This window comes from Bordetella genomosp. 12, assembly GCF_002261355.1.
Lineage (GTDB): Bacteria > Pseudomonadota > Gammaproteobacteria > Burkholderiales > Burkholderiaceae_B > Bordetella.
In genome coordinates this window covers 378,353-402,564 of the sequence record NZ_NEVU01000002.1, presented here as the reverse complement: position 1 = coordinate 402,564, position 24,212 = coordinate 378,353, and the positions used below count along the sequence as shown (strand labels likewise).

The 24,212-nt window shown below is 64.7% G+C and carries 21 protein-coding genes; 1 reads left to right on the top strand and 20 read right to left on the bottom strand.

What is annotated here, in order from left to right:
* Window positions 1-57 precede the first annotated feature (57 nt).
* The 5 genes from CAL22_RS07215 to CAL22_RS07195 all read right to left on the bottom strand — a co-directional run bounded on the left by CAL22_RS07215 (window position 58) and on the right by CAL22_RS07195 (window position 6,529).
* Window positions 58-1,884, bottom strand: a complete 1,827-nt coding sequence (locus CAL22_RS07215) for an acyl-CoA dehydrogenase (protein WP_094811794.1) — start codon at window positions 1,882-1,884, stop codon at window positions 58-60.
* A gap of 62 nt (window positions 1,885-1,946) precedes the next feature.
* Window positions 1,947-3,644 carry an aspartate-alanine antiporter gene (aspT, locus tag CAL22_RS07210; RefSeq protein ID WP_094811791.1) on the bottom strand — a complete coding sequence of 566 codons (1,698 nt, stop codon included), beginning with the start codon at window positions 3,642-3,644 and terminating at the stop codon, window positions 1,947-1,949.
* A 219-nt stretch (window positions 3,645-3,863) separates the two neighbouring features.
* Complete coding sequence (locus CAL22_RS07205) at window positions 3,864-4,793, bottom strand: electron transfer flavoprotein subunit alpha/FixB family protein (protein ID WP_094811789.1); 930 nt, start codon at window positions 4,791-4,793, stop codon at window positions 3,864-3,866.
* Window positions 4,794-4,795: 2 nt separating this feature from the next.
* A complete protein-coding gene (locus tag CAL22_RS07200; protein WP_094811787.1) occupies window positions 4,796-5,545 on the bottom strand; it encodes an electron transfer flavoprotein subunit beta/FixA family protein in 750 nt (249 codons plus the stop codon).
* Between the two features lie 69 nt (window positions 5,546-5,614).
* Window positions 5,615-6,529 (bottom strand): histone deacetylase family protein, encoded by a 915-nt coding sequence (locus CAL22_RS07195; protein WP_094813492.1) that lies wholly within the window; start codon window positions 6,527-6,529, stop codon window positions 5,615-5,617.
* A 19-nt stretch (window positions 6,530-6,548) separates the two neighbouring features.
* Here CAL22_RS07195 and mltB point away from each other — a divergent pair, with 19 nt between their 5' ends.
* The gene (mltB, locus tag CAL22_RS07190; protein WP_094811784.1) at window positions 6,549-7,688 is read left to right on the top strand and encodes a lytic murein transglycosylase B; all 1,140 of its coding nucleotides are present in this window, start codon (window positions 6,549-6,551) and stop codon (window positions 7,686-7,688) included.
* Window positions 7,689-7,754: 66 nt separating this feature from the next.
* On the opposite strand, the gene cysM is transcribed toward mltB, so the two are convergent.
* The 15 genes from cysM to gyrA form a co-directional block, all read right to left on the bottom strand.
* Window positions 7,755-8,666 carry a cysteine synthase CysM gene (gene cysM / locus CAL22_RS07185; RefSeq protein WP_094811782.1) on the bottom strand — a complete coding sequence of 304 codons (912 nt, stop codon included), beginning with the start codon at window positions 8,664-8,666 and terminating at the stop codon, window positions 7,755-7,757.
* 61 nt (window positions 8,667-8,727) lie between these two features.
* A complete protein-coding gene (locus CAL22_RS07180) occupies window positions 8,728-9,063 on the bottom strand; it encodes a ComEA family DNA-binding protein (RefSeq protein WP_244193806.1) in 336 nt (111 codons plus the stop codon).
* 112 nt (window positions 9,064-9,175) lie between these two features.
* Window positions 9,176-10,165: an ADP-glyceromanno-heptose 6-epimerase gene (gene rfaD / locus CAL22_RS07175; protein WP_094811780.1), complete on the bottom strand. Its 990-nt coding sequence runs from the start codon at window positions 10,163-10,165 to the stop codon at window positions 9,176-9,178.
* Complete coding sequence (gene rfaE1 / locus CAL22_RS07170) at window positions 10,162-11,103, bottom strand: D-glycero-beta-D-manno-heptose-7-phosphate kinase (protein ID WP_094811777.1); 942 nt, start codon at window positions 11,101-11,103, stop codon at window positions 10,162-10,164. Before rfaE1 ends, rfaD begins: the two co-directional genes overlap by 4 nt.
* On the bottom strand, window positions 11,100-12,329 hold the full coding sequence (gene lapB / locus CAL22_RS07165) for a lipopolysaccharide assembly protein LapB (RefSeq protein ID WP_094811775.1): 1,230 nt from the start codon (window positions 12,327-12,329) through the stop codon (window positions 11,100-11,102). The genes rfaE1 and lapB overlap by 4 nt, the downstream gene beginning before the upstream one ends.
* Before the next feature lie 36 nt (window positions 12,330-12,365).
* Window positions 12,366-12,680, bottom strand: coding sequence for a LapA family protein (locus tag CAL22_RS07160; RefSeq protein ID WP_094811773.1), 315 nt, complete (start codon window positions 12,678-12,680; stop codon window positions 12,366-12,368).
* Window positions 12,681-12,845: 165 nt separating this feature from the next.
* Window positions 12,846-13,205 (bottom strand): integration host factor subunit beta, encoded by a 360-nt coding sequence (locus CAL22_RS07155; protein WP_005012438.1) that lies wholly within the window; start codon window positions 13,203-13,205, stop codon window positions 12,846-12,848.
* Window position 13,206: 1 nt separating this feature from the next.
* Window positions 13,207-14,919, bottom strand: a complete 1,713-nt coding sequence (rpsA, locus tag CAL22_RS07150; RefSeq protein ID WP_094811770.1) for a 30S ribosomal protein S1 — start codon at window positions 14,917-14,919, stop codon at window positions 13,207-13,209.
* Window positions 14,920-15,121: 202 nt separating this feature from the next.
* Entirely contained in the window at window positions 15,122-15,805 is a 684-nt protein-coding gene (gene cmk / locus CAL22_RS07145; RefSeq protein ID WP_094811768.1) for a (d)CMP kinase, read from the bottom strand.
* A 17-nt stretch (window positions 15,806-15,822) separates the two neighbouring features.
* Window positions 15,823-17,142, bottom strand: coding sequence for a 3-phosphoshikimate 1-carboxyvinyltransferase (gene aroA / locus CAL22_RS07140; protein ID WP_094811766.1), 1,320 nt, complete (start codon window positions 17,140-17,142; stop codon window positions 15,823-15,825).
* Window positions 17,142-18,038 carry a prephenate dehydrogenase gene (locus tag CAL22_RS07135; RefSeq protein WP_094811764.1) on the bottom strand — a complete coding sequence of 299 codons (897 nt, stop codon included), beginning with the start codon at window positions 18,036-18,038 and terminating at the stop codon, window positions 17,142-17,144. The genes aroA and CAL22_RS07135 overlap by 1 nt, the downstream gene beginning before the upstream one ends.
* Window positions 18,035-19,156: a histidinol-phosphate transaminase gene (hisC, locus tag CAL22_RS07130; RefSeq protein WP_094813488.1), complete on the bottom strand. Its 1,122-nt coding sequence runs from the start codon at window positions 19,154-19,156 to the stop codon at window positions 18,035-18,037. The genes CAL22_RS07135 and hisC overlap by 4 nt, the downstream gene beginning before the upstream one ends.
* A 20-nt stretch (window positions 19,157-19,176) precedes the next feature.
* Window positions 19,177-20,262, bottom strand: coding sequence for a prephenate dehydratase (gene pheA, locus CAL22_RS07125; RefSeq protein ID WP_094811762.1), 1,086 nt, complete (start codon window positions 20,260-20,262; stop codon window positions 19,177-19,179).
* Entirely contained in the window at window positions 20,255-21,385 is a 1,131-nt protein-coding gene (gene serC, locus CAL22_RS07120; protein WP_094811760.1) for a 3-phosphoserine/phosphohydroxythreonine transaminase, read from the bottom strand. Before serC ends, pheA begins: the two co-directional genes overlap by 8 nt.
* Window positions 21,386-21,392: 7 nt before the next feature.
* Window positions 21,393-24,038 carry a DNA gyrase subunit A gene (gene gyrA, locus CAL22_RS07115; RefSeq protein ID WP_094811758.1) on the bottom strand — a complete coding sequence of 882 codons (2,646 nt, stop codon included), beginning with the start codon at window positions 24,036-24,038 and terminating at the stop codon, window positions 21,393-21,395.
* Between the last annotated feature and the right edge of the window lie 174 nt (window positions 24,039-24,212).

Below are 24,212 nucleotides of genomic sequence, written 5' to 3'. Positions count from 1 at the left end.
CCCACGGGGGGAAATAAGCAAACCATATAACCTTATGTTGTATTGCAACGAGAGGCGTCAGGCCACCCCGGCCCAGTCGGCCGCGGTATTCGCCACCTGCCCGGCGCGCACAGCCGCCGACAGCGACAGCGCGCGGGGCAGAATATGGGCCCCGTAAAAGAGCGCGGTACCCAGCTTATGGCGGTAGAACTCATCGCTGCTGCCTTCGGCCAAACGGCGGCTGCACACGAGCGCGGCCCGCACCATCTGCCAGCCGCCATGAGCCACGCCCGCCAGCATGAGGTAAGGCACACTGCCCGAAAACACTGCCCGCACATGGTCGACGGCGTGCTGCAACACATACTCCACCGCGGCCTCATAAGCCTGGATGGCCTGATCGAAGTGATCCCGCAACAGGCAAAGTCCTTCACGACTTTCGGCATCGGCGCGCGCCGTTTCGGCCTGCAGCGCTTTGAGGGTGTCGCGCATGGCCGCAATCGAGGCGTGCGCCGCCGCGCCGCCGTCGCGCAAGGTCTTGCGGCCGACCAGGTCATTGGCCTGTATCGCCGTAGTGCCTTCGTAGATGGGGAGAATCCGCGCGTCGCGATAATACTGGGCGGCCCCGGTCTCCTCGATAAAGCCCATCCCGCCATGCACCTGCACGCCCAGGGAAGCGACCTCGACGGCCGATTCGGTCGAAAAGCCCTTGACGATGGGAACCAGATACTCGTAGAAGGCGCGATTGCGGGTCCGCACTTCGGCATCCGGGTGGTGATTGGCCTTGTCATGCGCGGCGGCGGCGACATAGGACACCGCCCGGGCTGCCTCGGTCAGCGAGCGCATGGTCAGCAACATGCGCTGCACATCCGGATGACGGGAAATCGTCACCGGGCCGGCCGATCCCTCGATGGCGCGGCCCTGCACGCGCTCGCGCGCATAGGCCTGGGCATGCTGGTAAGCACGCTCGGACAGCGCAATCCCTTGTTGCCCGACGGAATAACGCGCCGCGTTCATCATGATGAACATGTACTCCAGCCCGCGATTGGCCTCGCCCACCAGATAGCCGACGGCGCCCTCGCCCACCTCGCCTTTGCCGGCGCCGTAAAGCAGCACGGCCGTGGGACTGCCATGGATGCCCAGTTTGTGCTCCAGCGAAGCACACCAGACATCGTTGCGTTTGCCCAGCGAACCATCCTCGTTGACCAGAAACTTGGGCACGATGAACAGGGAGATCCCCTTCACGCCGGCAGGTGCGTCCGGCAGACGCGCCAGCACCAGATGGATGATGTTCTCGGCCAGATCATGCTCGCCAAACGTGATGAAAATCTTCTGGCCCGACACCCGGTAGCTGCCATCGTCCTGCGGCACCGCCCGGGTCGATACCAGCGCCAGGTCAGAACCGGCCTGGGGTTCGGTCAGGTTCATCGTACCGGTCCAGCGCCCGCCGATCAGGTTGGGAATGTAGGCGCGCCGTTGCGCTTCGGAACCGACCGTCAGCAAGGCCTCGATCACGCCGTCGGTGAGCATGGGACACAGGGCGAACGCCAGGCTGGCCGCCTGGATGTTTTCGCCCGCCGGCGCGGCCACCAGTTGCGGCAAACCTTGCCCGCCCCATTGCACCGGATGCTGCAGGCCCTGCCAGCCCCCGGCCGAATACTCCGCAAACGCCTTGGCGAAACCCGGCGTGGCGGTCACCACGCCGTCTTTCCAGACCGGCGGCTGGCGATCGCCGACGACGTTCAAGGGAGCCACCACCTCCTGCACAAAGCGCGCGTTCTCATCGAGGATGGCATCGACCAGATCGGGCTCGGCCTCCTCGAAACCGGGCAGTTTGAGAATCTCGTCCAGGCCCGCCAACTCCTTCATGGCAAAGCGGATGTCGCGCAATGGCGTGGTGTAGCTCATAGTGTCTCCGTTCTATAAACAATCGGGCGGCTCGCGCCGCCCGTTTTTCAGCTCGGGGCTGTTTAGCCCAGACGATAGGCCAGCGCCACGATCAGCGGCCCCAGCACAGGCAGCAGCACATTGGCGATGGCATAGGTGACGGTATAGCCCAGAATGGGCACCGAACTGCCCGCCTGGGCAATCACCGCGCTGAGGGTGGGGGTGCTCACGTGCTGGCCCGCGATGGCGCCAAGCAACAGCGGCCCCTCGATCTTGAGGAATTTATGGCCGATCCACAGCGATGCGCATGCGGGCCCGAGCGATACCGCCAGACCCACGATCGGCAGAACCAGGCCATGCTGCTTCAAAAGAGTAATCGCCTCGGGGCCGGCAGACAAGCCGACGCAGGCAATAAAAATCCCCAACCCCAGTTCTTTCAGCAGGCTCAAGGCGGCAGGCGGAATATGGCCCAGCGAGGGGCGCTTGGCCGAAATCCAGCCGCAGATCAGGCCGCTGACCAGGGCGCCACCGCCGCTGCCCAGCGACAGCGGCAGACCCGCCACGGTGACCATCAGGCTGCCGATGACCAAGCCGACCAGAATACCGGCGCACATGAACACCAGATCGGTCGTGCCGTCCCGGCGTAGTTCATTGCCAAGATGCGTGACGGCGTCGCTCAGGTTGGGGTCGGTACCCACCAGCTTGACCACATCCCCATACATCAGCACCGTCGAAGGCGTCATGGGAATGGTATGCCCGCTGCGCTCGATGCCCTGCAGAAAGACGCCGCGGGCCGCACGGGCCTTGGGCGTCTGCGCCAGATGGGCCAGCGTGCGGCCATTGACGCGCTTGCGGCTGACGACGACCTGCCGTTCCTGCAGATTGAGCGCATCGGCATGCGCGGCCGGCACCTGGATTTCCGGGCCAATGACATCGTCGCCGCGCAAGGCATACAAGCGCAGGCCCACGATCACCAGGATGTCACCCGATTGCAGCACCTCCTCCGGCGTGGGCGTCAGCGACTCCCCATCGCGCAACAGGCTGGTGACCACCGTGCGTCCCGCCAGCGCCTGCTCGACCTCCAGCACGGTCTTGCCTTCGGCTTCACGCACGATATGAGCGCGGCCCACCAGCCGCGGCAGCGCCGGCAGGCTGCCGTCTTCGTCATCGGGCACCCCGCCCAGCTTGGCCTCCAGATCCTTGCAAGCCTGACGCAGATTGATGCGCAACAACAGCGGCGCAACCTGGCTGGTGAACAACACGATACTGATCGTGCCCACCAGATAAGTCAGCGTATAGGCCGTGGCGATATTCGCTTCCTGGACCTGCACTTCCTCGGCAGACAGCCCCAGATGGCGCAGAGCTTCCGAGGCCGTGCCCACGACCGCGGACTCGGTCGCCGAACCGGCGGCCAGGCCGGCCGTGGTGCCCGCGTCGAACCCGAAAATGCTTGCCGCCGCCAGGGAAATCACCAGCACCAGCACGACCTCGATGAAAGGCAGCACCATGAAGCGCAGGCTGGATCGATTCAGATTGGCGAAGAAGCCCGGGCCGCCGGAATAGCCCATGGCGAAGATGAACAGCACGAAGGCAATCTCGCGCACCGGGCCGTCGACCTTGCAGCCCGTCTGGCCCAGCAGCATCGCCACGATCAGCGTGCCGCACACGCCGCCCAGCGCCACCGGACCGAGCCGGAGCCTGCCGATGAGGTGCCCCAGGCCGACCGCAATGAAAATAATGGCGATGGGCACGGATTCGAAAAAACCCACGGAGCAGGTCATTTGCACGCCCCCGCTCGCTCATTTGCCAATTGACTTGCCAATTCACTTGCCGAGCTCGTACTTCCCATCACGAATCTCCATCGCGGTGTTTCCGACCTGCTGTGCGCAAAGGACATTATCAGAATTGGGGAGAAAACCAAAGCGCCAGCCCGGCGGCTTGGCCGGACGAAAAAAAACCGCGGCCCGGGTGCCGCGGTTTTGACGGACAGCGTCGGCGTATTACAGCGCGCCGGCCAGCTCCGGGACGACCTGGAACAAATCGCCCACCAGACCATAATCGGCCACGCCGAAAATAGGTGCCTCGGGGTCCTTGTTGATCGCCACGATGACCTTGGAGTCCTTCATGCCAGCCAGATGCTGGATGGCACCGGAGATGCCCACGGCCACGTAGAGCTGCGGCGCCACGATCTTGCCGGTCTGCCCGACCTGCCAGTCGTTGGGCGCATAGCCCGCGTCCACGGCGGCGCGCGAAGCGCCCAACGCCGCGCCCAGCTTGTCGGCCAGCGGATCCAGGATCTTGAAGTTCTCGGCGCTGCCCAGACCACGGCCGCCCGAGACCACCACGCGCGCGCCTGCCAGTTCGGGGCGGTCGCTCTTGGCGACTTCGCGGCCCACGAAGCTCGACAGACCCGAGTCGGCCACGGCGGCGGCGTCTTCGATGGCAGCCGAGCCTCCCGTGGCGGCCACGGCGTCAAAGCCGGTGGTGCGCACGGTGATCACCTTGACTGCATCGCCGGATTGCACGGTGGCGATGGCATTGCCCGCGTAGATGGGGCGCTGGAAGGTGTCGGCGGATTCCACGCCGATGATGTCGGAGATCTGAGCGACATCCAGCTTGGCAGCCACGCGCGGAGCGACGTTTTTGCCCGAGGCCGTCGCCGGGAACAGAATGTGGCTATAGGCAGACGCCACGGCCAGCACCTGGGCAGCCAGGTTCTCGGCCAGGCCATCGGCCAGTTGCGGCGCATCGGCCAGCAGCACTTTGCTCACACCGGCGGCCGCGGCGGCCTGCTCGGCCACGGCGCGGGCGTTGCTGCCCGCCACCAGGACGTGCACCTCGCCACCCAGCTTGGCAGCCGCGGCGATGGTATTGAGGGTCGCGCCCTTCAACTGGGCGTTGTCGTGTTCGGCAATAACAAGCGTCGTCATTGTTAGATCACCTTCGCTTCATTCTTGAGTTTGTCCACCAGCGCAGCCACGTCGGCGACCTTGATGCCGGCCTTGCGGGCGGGCGGTTCGCTGACCTTCAAGGTCTTCAGGCGCGGCGCGGGGTCCACCCCCAGATCCTGAGGCGTGACCGTGTCCAAGGGCTTTTTCTTGGCCTTCATGATGTTGGGCAAGGTCACATAGCGCGGCTCGTTCAGGCGCAGATCGGTCGTCACGATGGCCGGCAGCTTGAGCGTCAGCGTTTCCAGGCCGCCGTCGACTTCACGCGTGACGGTGACCTTGCCCTCGCCCAGTTCAACCTTGCTGGCGAACGTGGCTTGCGGCCAGTCCAGCAGCGCGGCGAGCATCTGGCCAGTCTGGTTGGCGTCATCGTCGATGGCCTGCTTACCCAGGATCACCAGTTGCGGCGCTTCCTTGTCCACCAGCGCCTTGAGCATCTTGGCGACGGCCAGCGGCTGCAGTTCGGCATCGGTCTGCACCAATACGCCACGATCCGCGCCGATGGCCATGGCCGTGCGCAACGTTTCCTGGCACTGGGCGGCGCCGCAAGACACGGCGATGACTTCGGCGACGCTGCCCTTCTCTTTCAGGCGCGTGGCCTCTTCGACGGCGATTTCGTCAAAAGGGTTCATCGACATCTTCACATTGGCGATGTCCACCCCGGTTTGATCGGACTTGACGCGCACCTTGACGTTGTAGTCAACGACGCGCTTGACGGGTACCAATACCTTCATCCAGCAGCCTCCAGACAATAATTACCCGGCGGATTGCCGGGGATTGCATTGCACAATTTTTTCTTGATTCTACAACTTAGACAGCGATCTGATGTGAGCAACCACACTACGACCCAAGGCGGACAGGTTGTAACCCCCTTCCAGCGTGCTGACAATCCGTCCCTGCGCATGCTCATCGGCCACGGCCACCAATTGGTCGGTGATCCAGGCGTAATCGGCCTCCACCAACCCCATCTGCGCCATGTCGTCTTCCCGGTGCGCGTCGAAGCCGGCCGAGATCAGTATCAGTTGCGGCGCGTGCGCCTGCAGGCGCGGCAGCCACTGCTGGCGCACGATGTCCCGCACCGCCGCACCCGTTGAATAGGCCTCGACGGGCACATTCAACATATTGTCCGCCGGGTGCTCGAAGCCGCTATTGGGAAAAAAAGGATGCTGAAAGAAGCTGCACATCAGCACACGCTCATCACCGGCAAAGGCCTCCTCGGTGCCATTGCCGTGGTGGACGTCGAAGTCGATGATGGCGATACGCGTCAGGCCATGCTTGTGCATGGCATGTTGCGCTGCAATAGCCACGTTGTTGAAAAAGCAAAACCCCAGGGCGCGGCTGTGCTCCGCATGGTGGCCAGGCGGTCGCACGGCGCAGAAGGCCGTGGTGGCCTCGCCCGACATCACGGCATCGACGGCCGCGATCCCTGCGCCGGCCGCATGATAGGCGGCTTGCAGGGTGTGAGGATTCATCAGGGTGTCGGGGTCGATCTCGACATAGCCATGCTCGGGCGACAGACCGCGCAGGCGATCAAGGTGATAGGCGCTATGCACGCGCAAGATGTCCTCGCGCGTGGCTGCCGGCGCCTGTTTTTCGCCCAGATAAGGCATCAGGCCGCTGGCCAGCAGCTGATCGGATATGGCATCCAGCCTCTGCGGACTTTCAGGGTGCCAGCTGCCCATTTCATGCAGCTTGCACGACGGGTGGGTAAGATACATGGTCTCCATAGGGAAGATTATGTTCATCACCCGGCGTTTCCTGCAAATCGGCTTTGCCGCAGCCTTGCTGGGAGGCTGTGCCTCCCCCTCCTCCCAACCCCATGCATCCGCCCCTACGGCCGCGGCCAGCCAGGGTAAACCCCAGGCCATTCGGATCGGATCAGCCAACCCATCCGCCGAGCCGTCCGCCACCCTCACCCCGGCAGGCAAGCTGCGGCCCGAAGTGCGCAGCTTCGCCGAGACGCTGGCGGCCGAACGTGCGCTGCCGCTGGATCCGGTGTTGAGCATGCTGTCGGATTCCCGCTACAGCAGCACGGTGGCCCGCCTCATCGCCCCCTCGGTGCCCGGCCGCAAGGTTTGGCGCAGCTGGAACACCTACCGCTCGCGCTTCATCGAGCCCAAGCGCATCGGCTGGGGCGTCGAATTCTGGAACGAACATCGCGCCGTCATCGACCGCGCCGCCCAGCAGTACGGTGTGCCGGCTTCCATCATCGTGTCCATCATCGGCGTTGAAACCCTGTATGGCCGCAACATGGGTAATTTCCGGGTCATCGATGCCCTGGCCACCTTGGCGTTCGACTACCCGGAGCCCGTCAAGCCCGAACGCGTGGAGATGTTCCGCAAGCAATTGGCCGACTTCATCACCCTCACCCTGCAGGGCAAGCTCGAGCCCGACACGCAAGGCTCCTTCGCCGGCGCCATCGGCATGCCGCAATTCATGCCCACCAGCATCGCCAACTACGCCGTCGACGGCGACGACGATGGGCATATCGACCTGGCGCACAGCGTGCCCGACGCCGTGATGTCCGTGGGTAACTTTTTGCAGAAACATGGCTGGCAGCGCGGCCTGCCTGTCTTCGCGCCGGTCGTGCTGCCGGCCGACCCGTCCGCTCTGGTCGATGGCGGGCTGACACCCAAGCTGGACTGGGCTGGCTTGCAACAAGCCGGGGCCAGGATGGCACCGGGTGCTGCGGCCGGCAGCTGGCAGTCCAGCCCGATGGGCGTGGTGGATCTGGCCGAAGAGGCCCGTGGCACCGCGCAATACCGCACAGCCACCGCCAACTTCTTCGTCATCACCCAGTACAACCGCAGCTACTTCTACGCCACGGCGGTCGCCGACCTGGCCGCTGAGTTGCAGTCGCGCGTCGGCCGCCGCTGAGCCATGAAAGCGCCTGCGAACCCGACGGGCTCGCAGGCTTGTACGCCTGGCTGGCGCAAATTGCGGTCAGTTGAAGACGCCCGTGGACAAATAGCGATCGCCCCGGTCACAGACGATGAAGACGATGGTGGCGTTCTCGACCCGGGCGGCCACGCGCAATGCCGCCACCAGGGCGCCCGCTGACGAAATCCCGCCAAAAATGCCTTCCTCGGCAGCCAGGCGGCGCGCCATGGTCTCGGCGTCGGTCTGGCCGATGGACTCGTAAGCGTCGACCAGCGAGCGATCAAAAATCTGCGGCAGATAGGCTTCAGGCCATTTGCGGATGCCCGGAATCTGCGAGCCCTCGGCCGGCTGCGCACCCACGACCTGCACGGCCGGATTACGCGACTTCAGATAGGTGGACACCCCCATGATGGTGCCCGTCGTGCCCATGGCGCTGACGAAGTGCGTCACTTGGCCTTGGGTCTGGGTCCAGATTTCCGGGCCGGTTCCCTCGATGTGCGCGCGCGGGTTGTCCGGATTGGCGAACTGATCCAGCACCTTGCCCTTGCCCTCGGATTGCATGGCGGTGGCCAGATCGCGGGCATACTCCATGCCGCCCTTGTCGGCCGGGGTGAGGATGAGCTCGGCCCCGTAGGCCGTCATGGCGGCGCGGCGCTCCACCGAAAGATTATCCGGCATGATGAGGATCATGCGATAGCCACGCATGGCGGCCGTCATGGCCAGCGCAATGCCGGTATTGCCGCTGGTCGCCTCGATCAGGGTATCGCCAGGCGCGATCTCTCCGCGCTCTTCGGCGCGCAGGATCATGGACAAAGCGGGCCGGTCCTTCACGGAACCGGCAGGATTGTTGCCCTCCAGTTTGGCGAGAATGACATTGCCGCGGGCCTGGCCGAGATCGCCAGGGATACGTTGCAGGCGGACCAGCGGCGTATTGCCGACGGTTTGTTCGACGGTGGGGTAGGTGATGGCGTTCATGCGCCGATCATAACCGCCCTGCTCCTGCCCTGGCGGCCAAACCCGCGTTTGAGGCAGGGAATCAGGGACGCCGAACGGTGGCGGGCGCCTTGGCGGGCGCGGCCGGCGGCGCGGGCGCTGCCTTACCGACCGTCAGGCCGGCTTCAGCCAGGCTGGCCGCCTTGCGCGCGCCAATGCCACGCACACGATCGCTCAGGTCTTCCAATGACCGGTAAGGGCCGCCCCTTTCGCGCTCGTGCACAATGAGTTCGGCGCTGCGCGGCCCCAAGCCCTTGAGTTCGCGCAACTGCGCCGCTGTGGCGCTATTGAGATCCAGAGCTGCCGCAGGGGCCGCGGGGCTGAGCAGCAGGGCCGCGGCCAGCAGACGGCCAGGCAGGCAAGCAGGAAAGAAACGCATGGAACACTCCCGATGAAAGACGGCGATCGCCGCCAGGAGCTCCAGCATGCGCCGACGGGCCCACGCGGGGCCCGTCAGTTCGGTCTTTTAACGCAGCGTACAAATCCGTGCGTTACTTGCGCGACCGCCAATAGCTCACGTATTCGCTCACGCCCGTCTGCACATCCCGCATCGGCGCCGTAAAGCCCGCCGCGCGCAGATTGTCCACGTTGGCCTGCGTAAAGCTCTGATAGCGCCCCTTCAGATCATCGGGGAAAGGGATATAGCGAATCAGCCCGTCGCGGACCAGGGCCTCCAAGGGCAAGGCAGCCTCGCCCTTTTCCGCCCGCAGGCTGTTCACCACGGCAGCGGCCACGTCGTTAAACGGTTGGGCGCGCCCGGTGCCGCAATTGAAGATGCCCGAGATCTGCGGGTTGTCCAGAAAATGCAGATTGACGTCCACCACATCCTGCACCGAGATGAAGTCGCGGCTCTGGCCACCGTCGGGGTAACCATCCCAGCCCGCGAACAGGCGCACATGCCCTTCCGCCAGGAACTGATTCATGTTGTGAAAAGCCACCGAGGCCATGCGGCCTTTGTGCTGCTCATGCGGCCCGTACACATTGAAATAGCGCAAACCGACGACTTGCGAGGCCAGTTTTCCCATGCGCGTGCGCAAGACCTGGTCAAACAGCAGCTTGGAGTAACCGTAGACGTTCAGCGGCCCCTCGTTGGCCGGATCCTCGACGTAGACGGTAGAGGCGCCATACACCGCCGCCGAGGACGCATACAGTAAGGGCACGCGCTGCGCCTGGCAGTACTCGAACCACTCCAGCGTGACGCGATAGTTGTTGTCCATCATGTAGCGGCCATTGCGCTCGGTGGTGTCCGAGCATGCCCCCTGATGCAGCACCGCGCGCAAACGCGGCAACTTGCCGGCACGCAACAGCTCGCGGACCTCTTCATGATGCATGTAGTCGGCAATCTTGCAGTCGACCAGGTTGAGGAATTTATCGCCCTGCGTCAGATCGTCGACGGCGATGATGTCATGGATGCCGCGGCGGTTGAGTCCGCGCACCAGATTGCTGCCGATGAATCCGGCCGCGCCGGTGACAATGATCATATTGCTTCTCCTGCGAGTTCAGCGCCGGTCACGATCGACGTGCCCAGCTTGCCGACGACGATGCCGCCGGCGCGGTTGGCCCAGCGCATGGCATCCACCCATGGCAGGCCCGCGGCGCGCATGACGGCCAAGGTGGCCAGCACGGTGTCGCCGGCGCCTGATACATCAAATACCTCGTGTGCCTGCGCATCCACGTGCTCGCGGCCATCCTGCGTGAACAGCGTCATGCCTTGCTCCGAGCGCGTCACCAGCAAGGCCTCCAGGTCCAGCTCGGCCCGCAGCGCCTGCGCCCGGTCGGTCAGTTGAGACTCGTTGCTCCAGCGGCCGACGGCCTGCTGCATTTCAGAACGGTTGGGCGTGACCAGGGTAGCGCCGCGATACAGCGAGTAGTCATCGCCCTTGGGGTCGACCAGCACCGGGATATTGCGCGCGCGGGCCTGCGCGATCATGGCCTGCACCCGCGTGAGCGCGCCCTTGGCATAATCCGACAGCACCAGCACATCGCAAGCGGAAAGTTCACGTGCGAGCGCGTGGTCCACGCCATCGAGCGTGCCCGCGGCCGGCGCTTCTTCGAAATCCACGCGCAACAGTTGCTGTTGGCGGCCGAGCACGCGCATCTTGAGCGTGGTGTGGCCTCCCGCGTCGGCCACCAGATCGGTGCGTACGCCGGCCTCCGCGGCCAGCGCGGCGATGCGGTCGCCCGCTTCGTCGGCGCCCACCACGCCGATGAGCGTGGCGTGCGCACCGAGCGCGGCGATATTGCGCGCGACGTTGGCCGCGCCGCCCAGCCGGTCTTCGCGGCGCGCCACGCGCACCACGGGCACGGGCGCCTCGGGCGAAATACGCTCGACCTCACCAAACCAATATCGGTCCAGCATGACATCGCCAACCACGAGCACGCGGGCACGCGCGAGGGCTTGAGCGGGAAAAGACATCATTCAAGTTCTTCCAAACGACGCGGGGTATAGGTTTCCCAGGCATTGCAGCCGGGGCACTGCCAATAGAACCGGCGCGCCTGGAACCCGCAACTGCGGCAGGCATAGCGGTCCAGCCGCTGCGTATGCTTGTGGATCAGGGTGCGCAACAGGCTCAGATCCGCGCCGGGCACGGGGCTGCTGTGCGCTTCGCCCGCCGGCTGCGCGCTCAGCTCGGCCTCGAGCAGGCGGTCCAGGCCGAGCAAGGAGGGATGGTGGCGCAATGCCGCACGGGCAAACGCCCAGGCGGTCTCGCTGCCCTGCTGGGCGCGCAACTCGCGAAACACCACATTGAACAGATCGAGCGAGGCATGGCGCTCATACTGCGCCCGCAGGTGCTCCAGGCCCTGCACGGCCTCGCCGGCCTGCCGGTAGTTGGCCAGCAATTGCTCGGCCACCAGCCCGGCATATTCCGGCGCATCGGCCAGAATGCTCTCCAAATACATGCGTTCGCGCTTGCTATCGTTCTCCAGCCCGGCCAGGCGCGCACGCAGCAAGGACGTCCGAACCTGCGAGCCATGGCTTAAGCTTTCCCCGCGCCCGGCAACCTCAACGGCATGATCGGCCGCGTCCAAGGCCGTCAGCGCGGCCTCGATATCGGCCGGCTTGGCCGACAGCGCACCCTGAGCCTGTTCGCAGTAGTAATGCACGAGTTGCGGCACCGGCTCGTCGACCAGGCCATGCAAGGTCTTGACGGCTTCGATGGCGCGCGGCCAGTCGTGCTCGGACTCGTAGATGCGGATCAGCGAACGCAGTGCCGGCAACGCATAGCGCGTATCGGTGTCCTTGAGCTGCTCGAAAGCGGCTTCGGCGCGATCCAGCATGCCGGCCTTGAGGAAATCCTGAGCCAGTTCGTGCTGGGCATGCTCGCGCTCGGCCTGCGGCAGGTCGGAGCGGCTCAACAAGCTTTGATGCACCCGGATGGCGCGCTCCATCTCGCCACGCCGGCGAAACAGGCTGCCCAGCGCGAAGTGCAGCTCGGTCGTTTCGGGATCCAGCTTGGCCACCTCGACAAAGGCGTCGATGGCCCGGTCGGGCTGTTCATTGAGCAGAAAATTCAGGCCGCGGAAATAGGAATCCGGCAAGGTGCGCGTCTCGCGCAGCATCTGCCGGAAATCAAAACGCGCCGCCAACCAGCCCAGCGCAAACAGCACGGGCACGAAAATCAGCCACCAGGGTTCAAAGTCCACGGTTCAGACTCTTGCAATGCAAACGATAAAGCCGCATTACAGCGGCGACATCGGCGCGACCGCTTCGGGCGCGACGACAGGTTGGTGGCCATTGACGGCGGCTTGCAGGCGCTCGAGTTCGCGGCGCAGGCGCTGCGCCTCGCGACGGCGGCGCATCGAGGCCGGCACCGTCAGCAGCAGACCGAAGACCGTGCCGAGCACGAATGCCACCAGCATGACCACGATCAGCGGCACGTCCTGAACCACGTAGTCCGCGTAGAACTTGACCGCCACCGGGTCGGTGTTCTTGAGCGCGAACATCAACACGGCGATGAAGACGAGCAATCGCAGGGCCCAGACGAGGTAGCGCATGGCGCATGCTCCAGAGATATAAGACGATCAATTGTAAGCGCAAGCCGGACCGAATCAGTAGGCAACGGCAGCCTTTTGTCGGGATCACGCCCCCGGGCGGCGACAAAAACAAAGCCCCTTGAAATACATCAAGGGGCTTTGCGTCGCGACGACCACGCAGTGAGGTCAATGCATGGCATGCATGTCCATCACGGACTGCAGGGGGTCGGACGATTCATGGGAGGAATCGCCACCCGGTTCGTTACCAGTCAGATCCACGCGCTCACGCAATTCCTTGCCGGCCTTGAAATGCGGTACCTGCTTGCCCGGTACCAGCACCTGCTCGCCCGACTTGGGGTTGCGCCCCACGCGCGGAGACCGCTGCGACAGCGAAAAACTGCCAAAACCACGAATTTCGATGCGCTGACCCGAGGCCAGGGCCTGGGTCATGGCATCAAGCACGGTCTTGACCGCGTAATCGGTGTCGCGGGCGGCCAGCTGGGGATAGCGGGCCGCCAGAGCGGCGATCAGCTCCGACTTGGTCACGTCAACCGTCGTTGCGCTGTTGGTCCAGCTTGGCCTTGAGCAGCGCGCCCAGGTTGGTCGTACCCGACGAGGCGCTGGCTTCGGACATGCGCTGGATGGTTTCAGCGGTCTCGGCGTTATCGCGAGCCTTGATCGACAACTGGATCGAACGCGCCTTGCGGTCGATGTTGATGATCATGGCTTCGACGTTGGTACCGGCGGTCAGGACGGTGGTGGCGTCTTCGACACGGCCCGAGGAGATCTCGGAAGCGCGCAGGTAGCCTTCGACATCGACCGACAGGGTCACGACAGCACCCTTGGGCTCGACCGACTTGATCGTGCCGGGGACCACAGCGCCCTTGTCATACGTGGCAACGAAGTTGTTGAAGGGGTCGCCTTCCAGCTGCTTGATACCCAGCGAGATGCGTTCCTTCTCGGTGTCGATGCCCAGAACCACGGCTTCGAGCTCGTCGCCCTTCTTGAAGTTGCGAACGGCTTCTTCGCCGGTTTCCGTCCACGACAAGTCGGACAGGTGAACCAGACCATCGATGCCGCCGGGCAGACCCACGAACACGCCGAAGTCGGTGATCGACTTGATGGCGCCACGGACCTTGTCGCCGCGCTTGAAGTTCGTGGCGAACTCTTCCCACGGATTCTGACGGCATTGCTTCATGCCCAGCGAGATACGGCGACGATCTTCGTCGATCTCGAGAACCATGACTTCGACTTCTTCGCCCAGGGTGACAACCTTGCGCGGATCGACGTTCTTGTTGGTCCAATCCATTTCGGAGACGTGCACCAGACCTTCGATGCCGGCTTCGACTTCAACGAAGGCGCCGTAGTCGGTCAGGTTGGTCACCTTGCCGAACAGACGGGTGCCTTGCGGGTAGCGGCGAGCCAGACCCACCCACGGATCTTCGCCCAGCTGCTTGACGCCCAGCGACACGCGGCTCTTTTCTTGATCGAACTTGAGGACCTTGGCTTCGACTTCCTGACCCACTTGCAGGACTTCGGAGGGGTGACGCACACGGCGCCAGGCCATGTCGGTGATGTGCAGCAGGCCGTCGATACCGCCCAGGTCCACGAACGCGCCGTAATCGGTGATGTTCTTGACCACGCCCTTGACCACGGCACCTTCGTGCAGGGTTTCGAGCAGCTTCTGGCGCTCTTCGCCCATGCTGGCTTCCAGCACTTGGCGGCGCGACAGCACGACGTTGTTGCGCTTGCGGTCGAGCTTGATGACCTTGAACTCGAGGGTCTTGCCCTCGTAGGGGGTGGTGTCCTTGACCGGACGCAGATCGACCAGCGAACCCGGCAGGAAGGCGCGGATGCCGTTGGTCATGACGGTCAGGCCGCCCTTGACCTTGCCCGTGATGGTGCCGGTGACCAGCTCGCCATTTTCCAGGGCCTTTTCCAGTTGCAGCCAGGCCGACAGGCGCTTGGCGCGGTCACGCGACAGGATGGTGTCGCCGTAGCCGTTTTCCAGCGAATCGATCGCCACGGAGACGAAATCGCCGGGTTGTACTTCGAGCTCGCCCTGGTCGTTCAAGAACTCTTCCAGGGGGATCAGCGCCTCGGACTTCAGGCCGGCGTTCACAACCACGAAATTGTGGTCGACGCGAACGACTTCAGCGCTGATGACCTCGCCGGACTTCATGTCCTGGCTTTTGAGGCTCTCGGCAAACAGGTCGGCAAAGCTTTCGCCGCCGAAGGCGGGAGTGGAAACGGAAGACATTAGGTTAATAGTCCATTTAGCCAAAATTGGCCGTTGATACACACCGCAACGGCTTGCCCGCCGCAGTGGAGTCAAAAGACCTGCCGGTTGCGCCGCTCTTGCGGGGTGCCCCGTGGGAACGTACACATGGCCGTCAGGGCCAGAAAACGGCGCCCCGAAGAGCACCGCGTACTGCATCACAAACCAGATCGGGCCTGGGCCGCTAACGCAACACCCGGCTGCCCTGCCAGTGCTCGAGTACGGCCTGCACCGTTTGTTCGACGGTAAGGCCGGATGAATCCAGCACCTGGGCGTCTGCTGCCGGCGCCAATGGCGCCACTGCCCGTTGCGTGTCGCGCGCATCGCGCTCGCGCATATCTCGTAAGAGGTCGGCTAGGTTAGCAGAAATTCCCTTATCGATCAACTGCTTATAGCGCCTCTGCGCCCGGGCCTCAACATCGGCAATCAGGAAGATCTTCAGGGACGCATCGGGAAACACCACCGTGCCCATATCGCGGCCGTCGGCCACCAGCCCAGGGAGCTTGCGGAAGGCCCGCTGACGCTCGAGCAGCGCCTGCCGCACGGCCGGATACGCCGCCACGCGCGAGGCATAGTTGCCCACCGCTTCCTGGCGGATTTCATGGCCGACTTCCTCCCCCTTGAGATAGACATGGGGGCCGTCGAAACGCACATCCAGGGACTGGGCCACCTGCGCCACGGCGGGCTCGTCCTGCGGCTGCACGCCGGCATTCAGCGCCGCCAGGGCGGTCAGGCGGTACAGGGCGCCGCTGTCGAGCACGGCGAATCCCAGGGCCTTGGCTACCCGGTGAGCGATCGTGCCCTTGCCGGACGCCGTGGGGCCGTCGATGGTGATGACCGGCACCTGGCCGGCAGAATCGGAAAGCATGGAATGTCCGTGGGGGCTCAAGCGCTGATCAGGCTGGCGTAAACGTCGAAATAATTGGGGAAAGTCTTGCTCACGCAACCCGGATCCAGGATGCGCACCGCCGCCGGCCCGAAGGCGGCCAGCGAGAAACACATGGCCATGCGGTGGTCATCCCAGGTGCCGATGTGGGCATCGCGCCATTGCCCCGGCGCCGGCGGCGTGACCGTCAGCCAGTCCGAGCCATTGTCGACCGTGGCGCCTAATTTGGCCAGCTCGGTCTGCATGGCGTGGATGCGGTCGGTTTCTTTGACACGCCAGCTGCCGATATTGCGCAACCGGCAGGGCCCATCGGCAAACAGCGCCATGGCCGCGGCGGTCATGGCCGCATCGGGGATCAGATTGAAGTCGGCATCAAAGGCCTTGATCCGTCCACCATCGGCCACGGCCCGACCCCGGGCCTCGATCCAGTCGGGGCCCCAGGAAATATCGGCCCCCATGGCGGCCAGCGTGTCGGCGAAGGCGACATCACCTTGAATGCTGTGTTCGCCCACGCCGGTCACACGCACCGGGCCGCCGCCCAATACGCCCAACGCCAGAAAGTAGGATGCCGTGGAGGCATCGCCCTCGACCGCGATACGCCCCGGACTGCGGTAGCGCGCAGCGCCATCTATCGTGAAGGCACGCCAGCCGTCGCGGCGCACGGTCACACCGTAACGCGCCATGAGGTTGAGCGTGATCTCGATATAAGGCTTGGAGATCAACTCGCCGATGACTTCGATGGTGATCGTGCGGCCGCTGGCACCGGCCTCGATCGGCGCGGCCATGAGCAAAGCGGTCAGGAACTGGCTCGACACCGAACCCTGCACCCGTACGGTGTCGGCTTGCGCCTGGCCCCGGCCAAGATGCAAGGGCGGATAACCTTCCTGCCCAAGATAGTCGATCCGAGCCCCCCAGCCGCGCAATGCATCGACCAGGTCACCGATGGGCCGCTCGTGCATGCGCGGCACGCCCGAGAGCCGGTAATCCCCGCCCATGAGCGCCAAGGCGGCGGTCAACGGCCGGAATGCCGTTCCCGCGTTGCCCAGAAAGAGGTCGGCCTGCTGCACGGGAAAGCGGCGGCAACCCTCGACGGCGACCTGCCCTTGCCCCAGATCGGTCACGGCCACACCCAATTGCCGCAAGGCGGCCAGCATGACGCGGGTATCGTCGGAATCGAGCAGCCCGGATATCTCGGTGCGGCCTTCGGCCAGCGCGGAGATCAGCAGCACGCGGTTAGAAATACTCTTGGATCCCGGCAAGGCCATCACGCCGCGGGCATGGCGGGCTGCAGGCAGATCCAGATAGGCCTGGGCATTCATCAGGCAGACTCCTTGCCCCAGGCGCGCCGGGAGGCGGCCGCATCTTGCAGCCATTGCTGCAGACTCGCGCCGTCGCCGGCCGCCAGAGCAGCTTCGGTTCGGTCCAGGACGGCGCGCAATGCCGCCAGTTCGGTCAGCATGGCGGCCCGGTTGGACAGGAAAATGTCGCGCCACATTTCGGGCGAGCCAGCCGCGATGCGCGTGAAATCGCGGAAACCCGAGCCGGCCAGTGCCAGCCGCGTGGCCGCGTCGTCCGCCTCGCATACCTGAGCCATATAAGCGGCGGCCAGAAAGTGCGGCAGATGACTGACTGACGCCAGCACCTGATCGTGCTCGCGGGGGGGCATTTCCAGCACGCGCGCGCCGCAGGCTTGCCAGGCGGCGCGCACTCGCGCCACGGCAGAGGCGGAATTTTCGGGCAACGGGGTCAGCACCACGTTGCGGCCCTGGTAGAGCCGCGCATCGGCCGCCTGCGGGCCCGTGCGCTCGGCGCCCGCGATGGGATGCCCGGGCACAAACGCCGCCACGCGATCGCCCAGCGCGGCATACGCGGCTTCGGCGACCTCGGCCTTGGTACTGCCGCCATCGGTGAGCAGGCACTGCGGCGCCAGATGCGCACGCATGCGCGCCAGCATGGGGCCCACACTGCCAACCGGCGTGGCCAACATAATGAGATCAGACCGGGCAGCGGCTGCCTCTGGGCTGGCGATCTCATCGATCAGGCCCAGCGCCTGCGCCTCGGCCAACGACTCCGGATTGCGGCCGACGCCGAGCACCTGCCCCACCTGGCCGGCCTGACGCAGGGCCGCCGCGAAAGAGCCGCCGATCAAGCCCACACCGACCACCGCCAGCACCGGGATGGCCGGGCTCGCTTGCGGGGCTAGCCCGCCGCTCATGCCGCCAGGATCTCGGTCAGCGCGGCAATGAAGCGCTCGTTCTCCGACGGCAGGCCGATGGAGACGCGCAGCCACTCGGGCAAGCCGTCACCCGCGACCGGGCGCACGATCACGCCGCGCTTGAGCAATTCGAGATTGATGCGTGCGGCATCGCCCACATGCACCAGCACGAAATTGCCGTAGCTGGGAACGTGGCGCAGCTTGAGCACCTCGAACGCCTTGACGAGCTGGGCCTTGCCCGCCCGGTTGGCCTCGTAGGCGCGCTCGAGGTAGGCCGTGTCGGCCAGCGCGGCCACCGCCGCCGCCTGCGCCAGCGTATTGACGTTAAACGGCTGACGCACACGATTGAGCAGATCGGTCAGCGCCGGCTGCGCCACGGCGAAGCCTACCCGCAATCCCGCCAGCCCATAGGCCTTGGAGAAGGTGCGCGACACGATGAGATTGGGAAAACGGCGCACCAGCGCGACGCTGTCGAAGCGGTGCTCAGGATCGAGATACTCGTTATAGGCCTCGTCCAACACCACCGTCACGCGCTCGCCGTGCGCCTGGGCGACCTGCTCCAGAAAGCGCTCGATGGCCTGTGCGGGAGCAAAAGTGCCGGTGGGGTTGTTCGGGTTGGCGATGAAGACGACACGCGTGTCGCCGTCTATCGCGGCGAACATCGCCTCCAGATCATGCCCATAGTCCTTGGCCGGCACCACGATATGGCGCGCGCCGCGCGCCTGGGTGGCCAGACGATATACCGCAAACGAGTGCTGAGCATAAACGGCGGACACACCCGGCTCCAGCAGGGCCAGCGCGACGATCTCCAGGATGTCGTTCGAGCCATTGCCCAAGGTGATCCAGTTGGCCGGTACGCCGTAACGGGCCGCCAAGGCGGCCTTCAGATCGAAGCCGTTGGGATCGGGGTAGCGCGCCAGCGCACTGGCGGCAGCCAGCATGGCCTGACGCGCCGACTCCGGCATGCCCAGGGGGTTCTCGTTGGAGGCCAGTTTGACGATGCCGGCCGGATCCAGGCCGAACTCGCGCGCCAACTCTTCGATGGGCTTGCCGGCCTGATACGGGGCGATGGCGCCGACGTGCGCCGGCGCCAGGAGGGTTTTGTTGACTTGGGTCATGATGACAGCGGGGCCGGCCTTCACTGCGCCGGATAGGAGCCAAGAATCTTGAAAAATGCGGCCTGCTGCGCCAGGGCGGCGAAAGCCTTGACCACATTGGTGTCTTTTTGATGCCCCAGGCAATCGAGGTAGAAGTAGTACTCCCACTGCCCGGTACGCGCCGGCCGCGACTCAAAGCGCGTCATGGACACGCCGTTGACGGCCAGCGGCGCCAGCATGTCGTAGACAGCGCCAGCGCGGTTGGGTACCGCCAGAATGAGGCTGGTCTTGTCTTGCCCGCTGGGCAAGGGTTCGATCCGGCCGATCGCCACGAAACGCGTACGGTTCTGAGCGTCGTCCTGGATGCCCGCGGCCACGACGGCCAGATTCCAGGCCGGGCCGGCGACCTCGCCGGCGATCGCCGCGACCGTCGGGTCGCCGGCGGCCACGCGCGCGGCTTCCGAGTTGCTGGCCGCGGCCACGCGCTTCAGGTCGGGATAGTGGCGGTTGAGCCAGCCCTGACACTGCGCCAGCGCTTGCGGATGCGCGGAAATCGTCGTGACCCCATCCATGCTGCCCGACTGCGTCATCAGGCAATGGCGGATGAGCAGGGAACGCTCGCCCATGATCTTCAGCGGCGTGTGCAGCAACAGGTCGAGATTGCGATTGACCGCACCTTCGGTCGAATTCTCGACCGGCACGATGCCGGCATCGGCCTGGCCGCCCTCGACGGCACGGAAGACCTCATCGAAGGACGCACAAGGCAGTTGCGTGACCGAGTGGCCGAACTGCTCGAGCGCGGCCTGCTCCGAAAACGAGCCTTGCGGCCCCAGGTAGGCGACCGTCATGCCGCGCTCCAGACCGCGACAGGCCGACATGATCTCGGTCCAGACGGCAGCGACCGCCGCGCCCGGAAACGGGCCGGCGTTGCGCTGCTGCAGGCCGCGGATGACCTCGGCCTCGCGCTCGGGACGCAGGACGGGACCATCGGCATGGGCCGCGTGCTTGACCTCGCCGACTTCCTGGGCAGTACGGGCACGCTGGCACAGCAGATCGAGAATCTGGCTGTCGATGGCGTCGATGCGATCGCGCAGCGGCCGAAGCTTGGCCTGCAAGGAATCATCCATAGCGACGCTCGAATTCCTTGAGGTAGTCGACCAAGGCCTGCACGCCCGCCAGCGGCATGGCGTTATAGATGGAGGCGCGCATACCGCCCACACTCTTGTGACCCTTGAGCGCCAGCAGGCCCGCGGCCTCGGCACCCTGCAAGAAAGCGTCGTTGAGCGACTCATCGCGCAACACGAAGGGCACATTCATGCGCGAGCGCACCGACGGCTCGACCGGGTTGCGGTAAAACTCGCTGGCGTCCAGATAACCGTAAAGCAGATCGGCCTTGGCCTTGTTGGCCGCTTCCAGGCCCTCTACCCCGCCCTGCGCCTTGACCCATTTGTAGACCAGGCCCGCGACATAGATCGCGAAGGTCGGCGGCGTGTTGTAGCGCGAGTGCTCGGCGGCCACGTTGGCGTAATCAAACGCCGAGGGGCAGATCGACAAGGCCTTGCCCAACAGATCCCGGCGGGCGATGACTACCGTCACGCCAGCCGGACCCGCGTTTTTCTGGGCGCCGGCAAACAACAGGCCGGCGCGGGTCACGTCCAGCGGGCGCGACAGAAAGTGCGAAGAGGCGTCGACCACCAGCGGCACATCAGGCGCACCCAACTCGGCCAGATCCGGCCAGTCGGTGAATTCGACCCCGCCGATGGTTTCGTTGCTGCACAGGTGCAGATAGGCCGCCTCGGGACGCACCTGCCAGCTCTGCGCCGGCGGCACCCAGGTAAACGGACGCTGCTCGCGCCCGCCGATCTCGGCCGCCACGCCGCTGCTGGCGGCGATGCGGGCATCGCCGTAACGGCCTGCTTCTTTGTGCGAGCGCGTCGACCAATGACCCGTCACCACGAAATCCGCCGCCGGCACACCGCGCCGGCCGATGAGGTTCATGGGAACGATGGCGTTCTCACCCAGCCCGCCGCCCTGCATGAACATGACGGCGTAATCGGCCGGCAGATTCATGAGTTCGCGCAGGTCGGCCTCGGCCTCGTCGCAGATCTGCACGAACTGCCGGCCGCGGTGACTCATTTCCATCACCGACATGCCGCTGCCATGCCAATCCAGCATCTCGGCCGCAGCCTGCTGCAACACCACCTCGGGCAGGACCGACGGTCCGGCCGAGAAATTCCAGGGGCGCGCCATCTCTTGCTTACTCCGTAGGTTCTTCAGTCGAATCGATCGTGCCTTCGTCGCCGTCGCCCTCGCCTTCGGACTCGTCATCGTCGGCATCGCTTTCAACCACGCGGCGCACACCCGACAGCGAGCTGCCGTCGTCGACGCTGATCAGCGTCACACCCTGCGTCGCACGGCCCATCTCGCGAATTTCGCTCACCCGGGTGCGCACCAGCACGCCGCCCGTAGTGATCAGCATGATTTCGTCGCTCGGGTTGACCAGCACGGCACCGACGACCTTGCCATTGCGCGAGCTCGTGTGGATGGCGATCATGCCCTTGGTGCCACGGCCGTGGCGCGTGTACTCGCTGATCGAGGTGCGCTTGCCATAGCCGTTTTCGGTGGCGGTCAGCACGCTCTGGCTCTCGTCACCGGCCACCAGCAAGGCAATCACGGTCTGGCTGTCTTCGAGCATCATGCCCCGCACACCGCGCGCGGCGCGGCCCATGGGCCGCACATCGTTTTCGTCGAAGCGCACGGCCTTGCCCGCATCCGAGAACAGCATGACATCATGCTTGCCGTCGGTCAGGTCGGCGCCGATCAGGTAGTCACCCTCGTCAAGGTCGACGGCAATGATGCCCGCCTTGCGCGGATTGGAGAAATCCGACAGCGCGGTCTTCTTGACCGTGCCGCGCGAGGTCGCCATGAAGACGTAATGGTCTTCGCTGAATTCCTTGACCGGCAGCACCACGGTGATCTTCTCGCCGTCTGCCAGCGGGAACATGTTGACGATGGGCTTGCCGCGCGAATTGCGCGTGCCTTGCGGCACTTCCCAGACCTTGAGCCAATAGACGCGCCCACGGTTGGAGAAGCACAGCAGATAGTCGTGCGTATTGGCAATGAAGAGCTGATCGACCCAGTCGTTTTCCTTCATCTGGGTAGCCTGCTTGCCACGCCCGCCACGCTTCTGCGAACGGTACTCCGACAACGGCTGGCTCTTGATATAGCCGCCATGCGACATGGTCACCACCATGTTCATGGGCGTGATCAGATCTTCGGTGTCCAGTTCGGTCGCGTTGAATTCGATCTCCGAGCGGCGGCCATCCTTGACCGAGGTGGAGAACTCGGCCTTGATGGCCTGCAACTCTTCGCTGATGATCGTGGTGATGCGCTCGGGACGCGCCAGAATGTCGAGCAGGTCGGCGATGGTGTCCATCACGTCCTTGTACTCGCCAATGATCTTGTCCTGCTCCAGCCCGGTCAGGCGTTGCAGGCGCATGTTCAGGATTTCCTGGGCTTGCGTCTCCGACAGGCGGTACTGACCATCGCCTTGCAGCCCGAAGCCGTCAGGCAGATCGTCCGGACGGAAAGCGTGGCGGCCGCCGATGACCTCGCCGCCATCGGCCCGTGCCAGCATCTCGCGCACCAGCGAGGAATCCCAGGCGCGCGCCATCAATTCCTGGCGCGCCACGGGCGGGGTGGGCGCGGCCTTGATGATGGCGATGAAGTCATCGATGTTGGCCAGCGCGACAGCCAGGCCTTCGAGCACGTGACCGCGCTCGCGGGCCTTGCGCAGCTGGAACACCGTGCGGCGCGTGACGACTTCCCGGCGATGCTGCAGGAAGTAATCGATCAGCTGCTTGAGGTTGAGCAGGCGCGGCTGGCCATCGACCAGCGCCACCAGGTTCATCCCGAAGGTGTCCTGCAGCTGCGTGTTTTTGTACAGATTGTTCAGCACCACTTCGGGCACTTCGCCGCGCTTGAGCTCGATGACCAGGCGCATGCCGTCCTTGTCCGACTCGTCGCGGATATCCGAGATGCCTTCGATCTTCTTGTCGTTGACCAGCTCGGCGATGCGTTCCTGCAGCGTCTTCTTGTTGACCTGGTAAGGAATGGCGTCGACCACGATGGCCTGACGATTGCCCTTTTCCATGTCTTCGAAGTGGGTCTTGGCGCGCATGATGACGCGACCGCGCCCGGTGCGGTAGCCTTCGCGCACTCCGGCCATGCCGTAGATAATGCCGCCCGTGGGGAAATCCGGGGCCGGAATGATCTCCAGCAGATCGTCGATGGTGCACTCAGGATTGCGCAGGCAATACAGGCAGCCGTCGACCACTTCGCCCAGGTTGTGCGGCGGGATGTTGGTCGCCATGCCCACAGCGATACCCGAACTGCCGTTGACCAGCAGATTGGGCAGGCGCGAGGGCAGCAACAGCGGCTCTTGCTCGCTGCCATCGTAGTTGGGCCCGAAATCGACGGTTTCCTGATCGATGTCGGCGAGCAGCTCGTGCGCGATCTTGGCCAGGCGGATTTCGGTATACCGCATCGCGGCGGCGTTATCGCCGTCGATCGAGCCGAAGTTACCCTGCCCGTCGACCAGCATGTAGCGCATGGAGAAATCCTGCGCCATGCGGACGATGGTGTCGTAGACGGACTGGTCGCCGTGGGGGTGGTACTTACCGATGACGTCGCCCACGATACGGGCGGACTTCTTGTAGGCGCGATTCCAGTCGTTGTTCAACTCGTGCATCGCGTAAAGCACGCGCCGGTGCACGGGCTTCAAGCCGTCTCGCACATCCGGAAGCGCCCGCCCGACGATCACGCTCATCGCGTAATCGAGGTAACTGCGGCGCATCTCTTCTTCCAGCGATACCGGAAGCGTCTCCTTGGCAAAGGAATCCATATATATAGCGACAGAATCGTGTGTAAGGAGGAACCCGGGCCGGGTAAACAGGAAATTCTATCATTCGATTGCAAACCTCCCCCGGCGGACCGGACCAAGCTTGCCTGCCGACAAGTGTGCCCCGACCCGCGCCATCAGCCGAACCCTGTTGTCAAAAACCAACATGAATTCTGC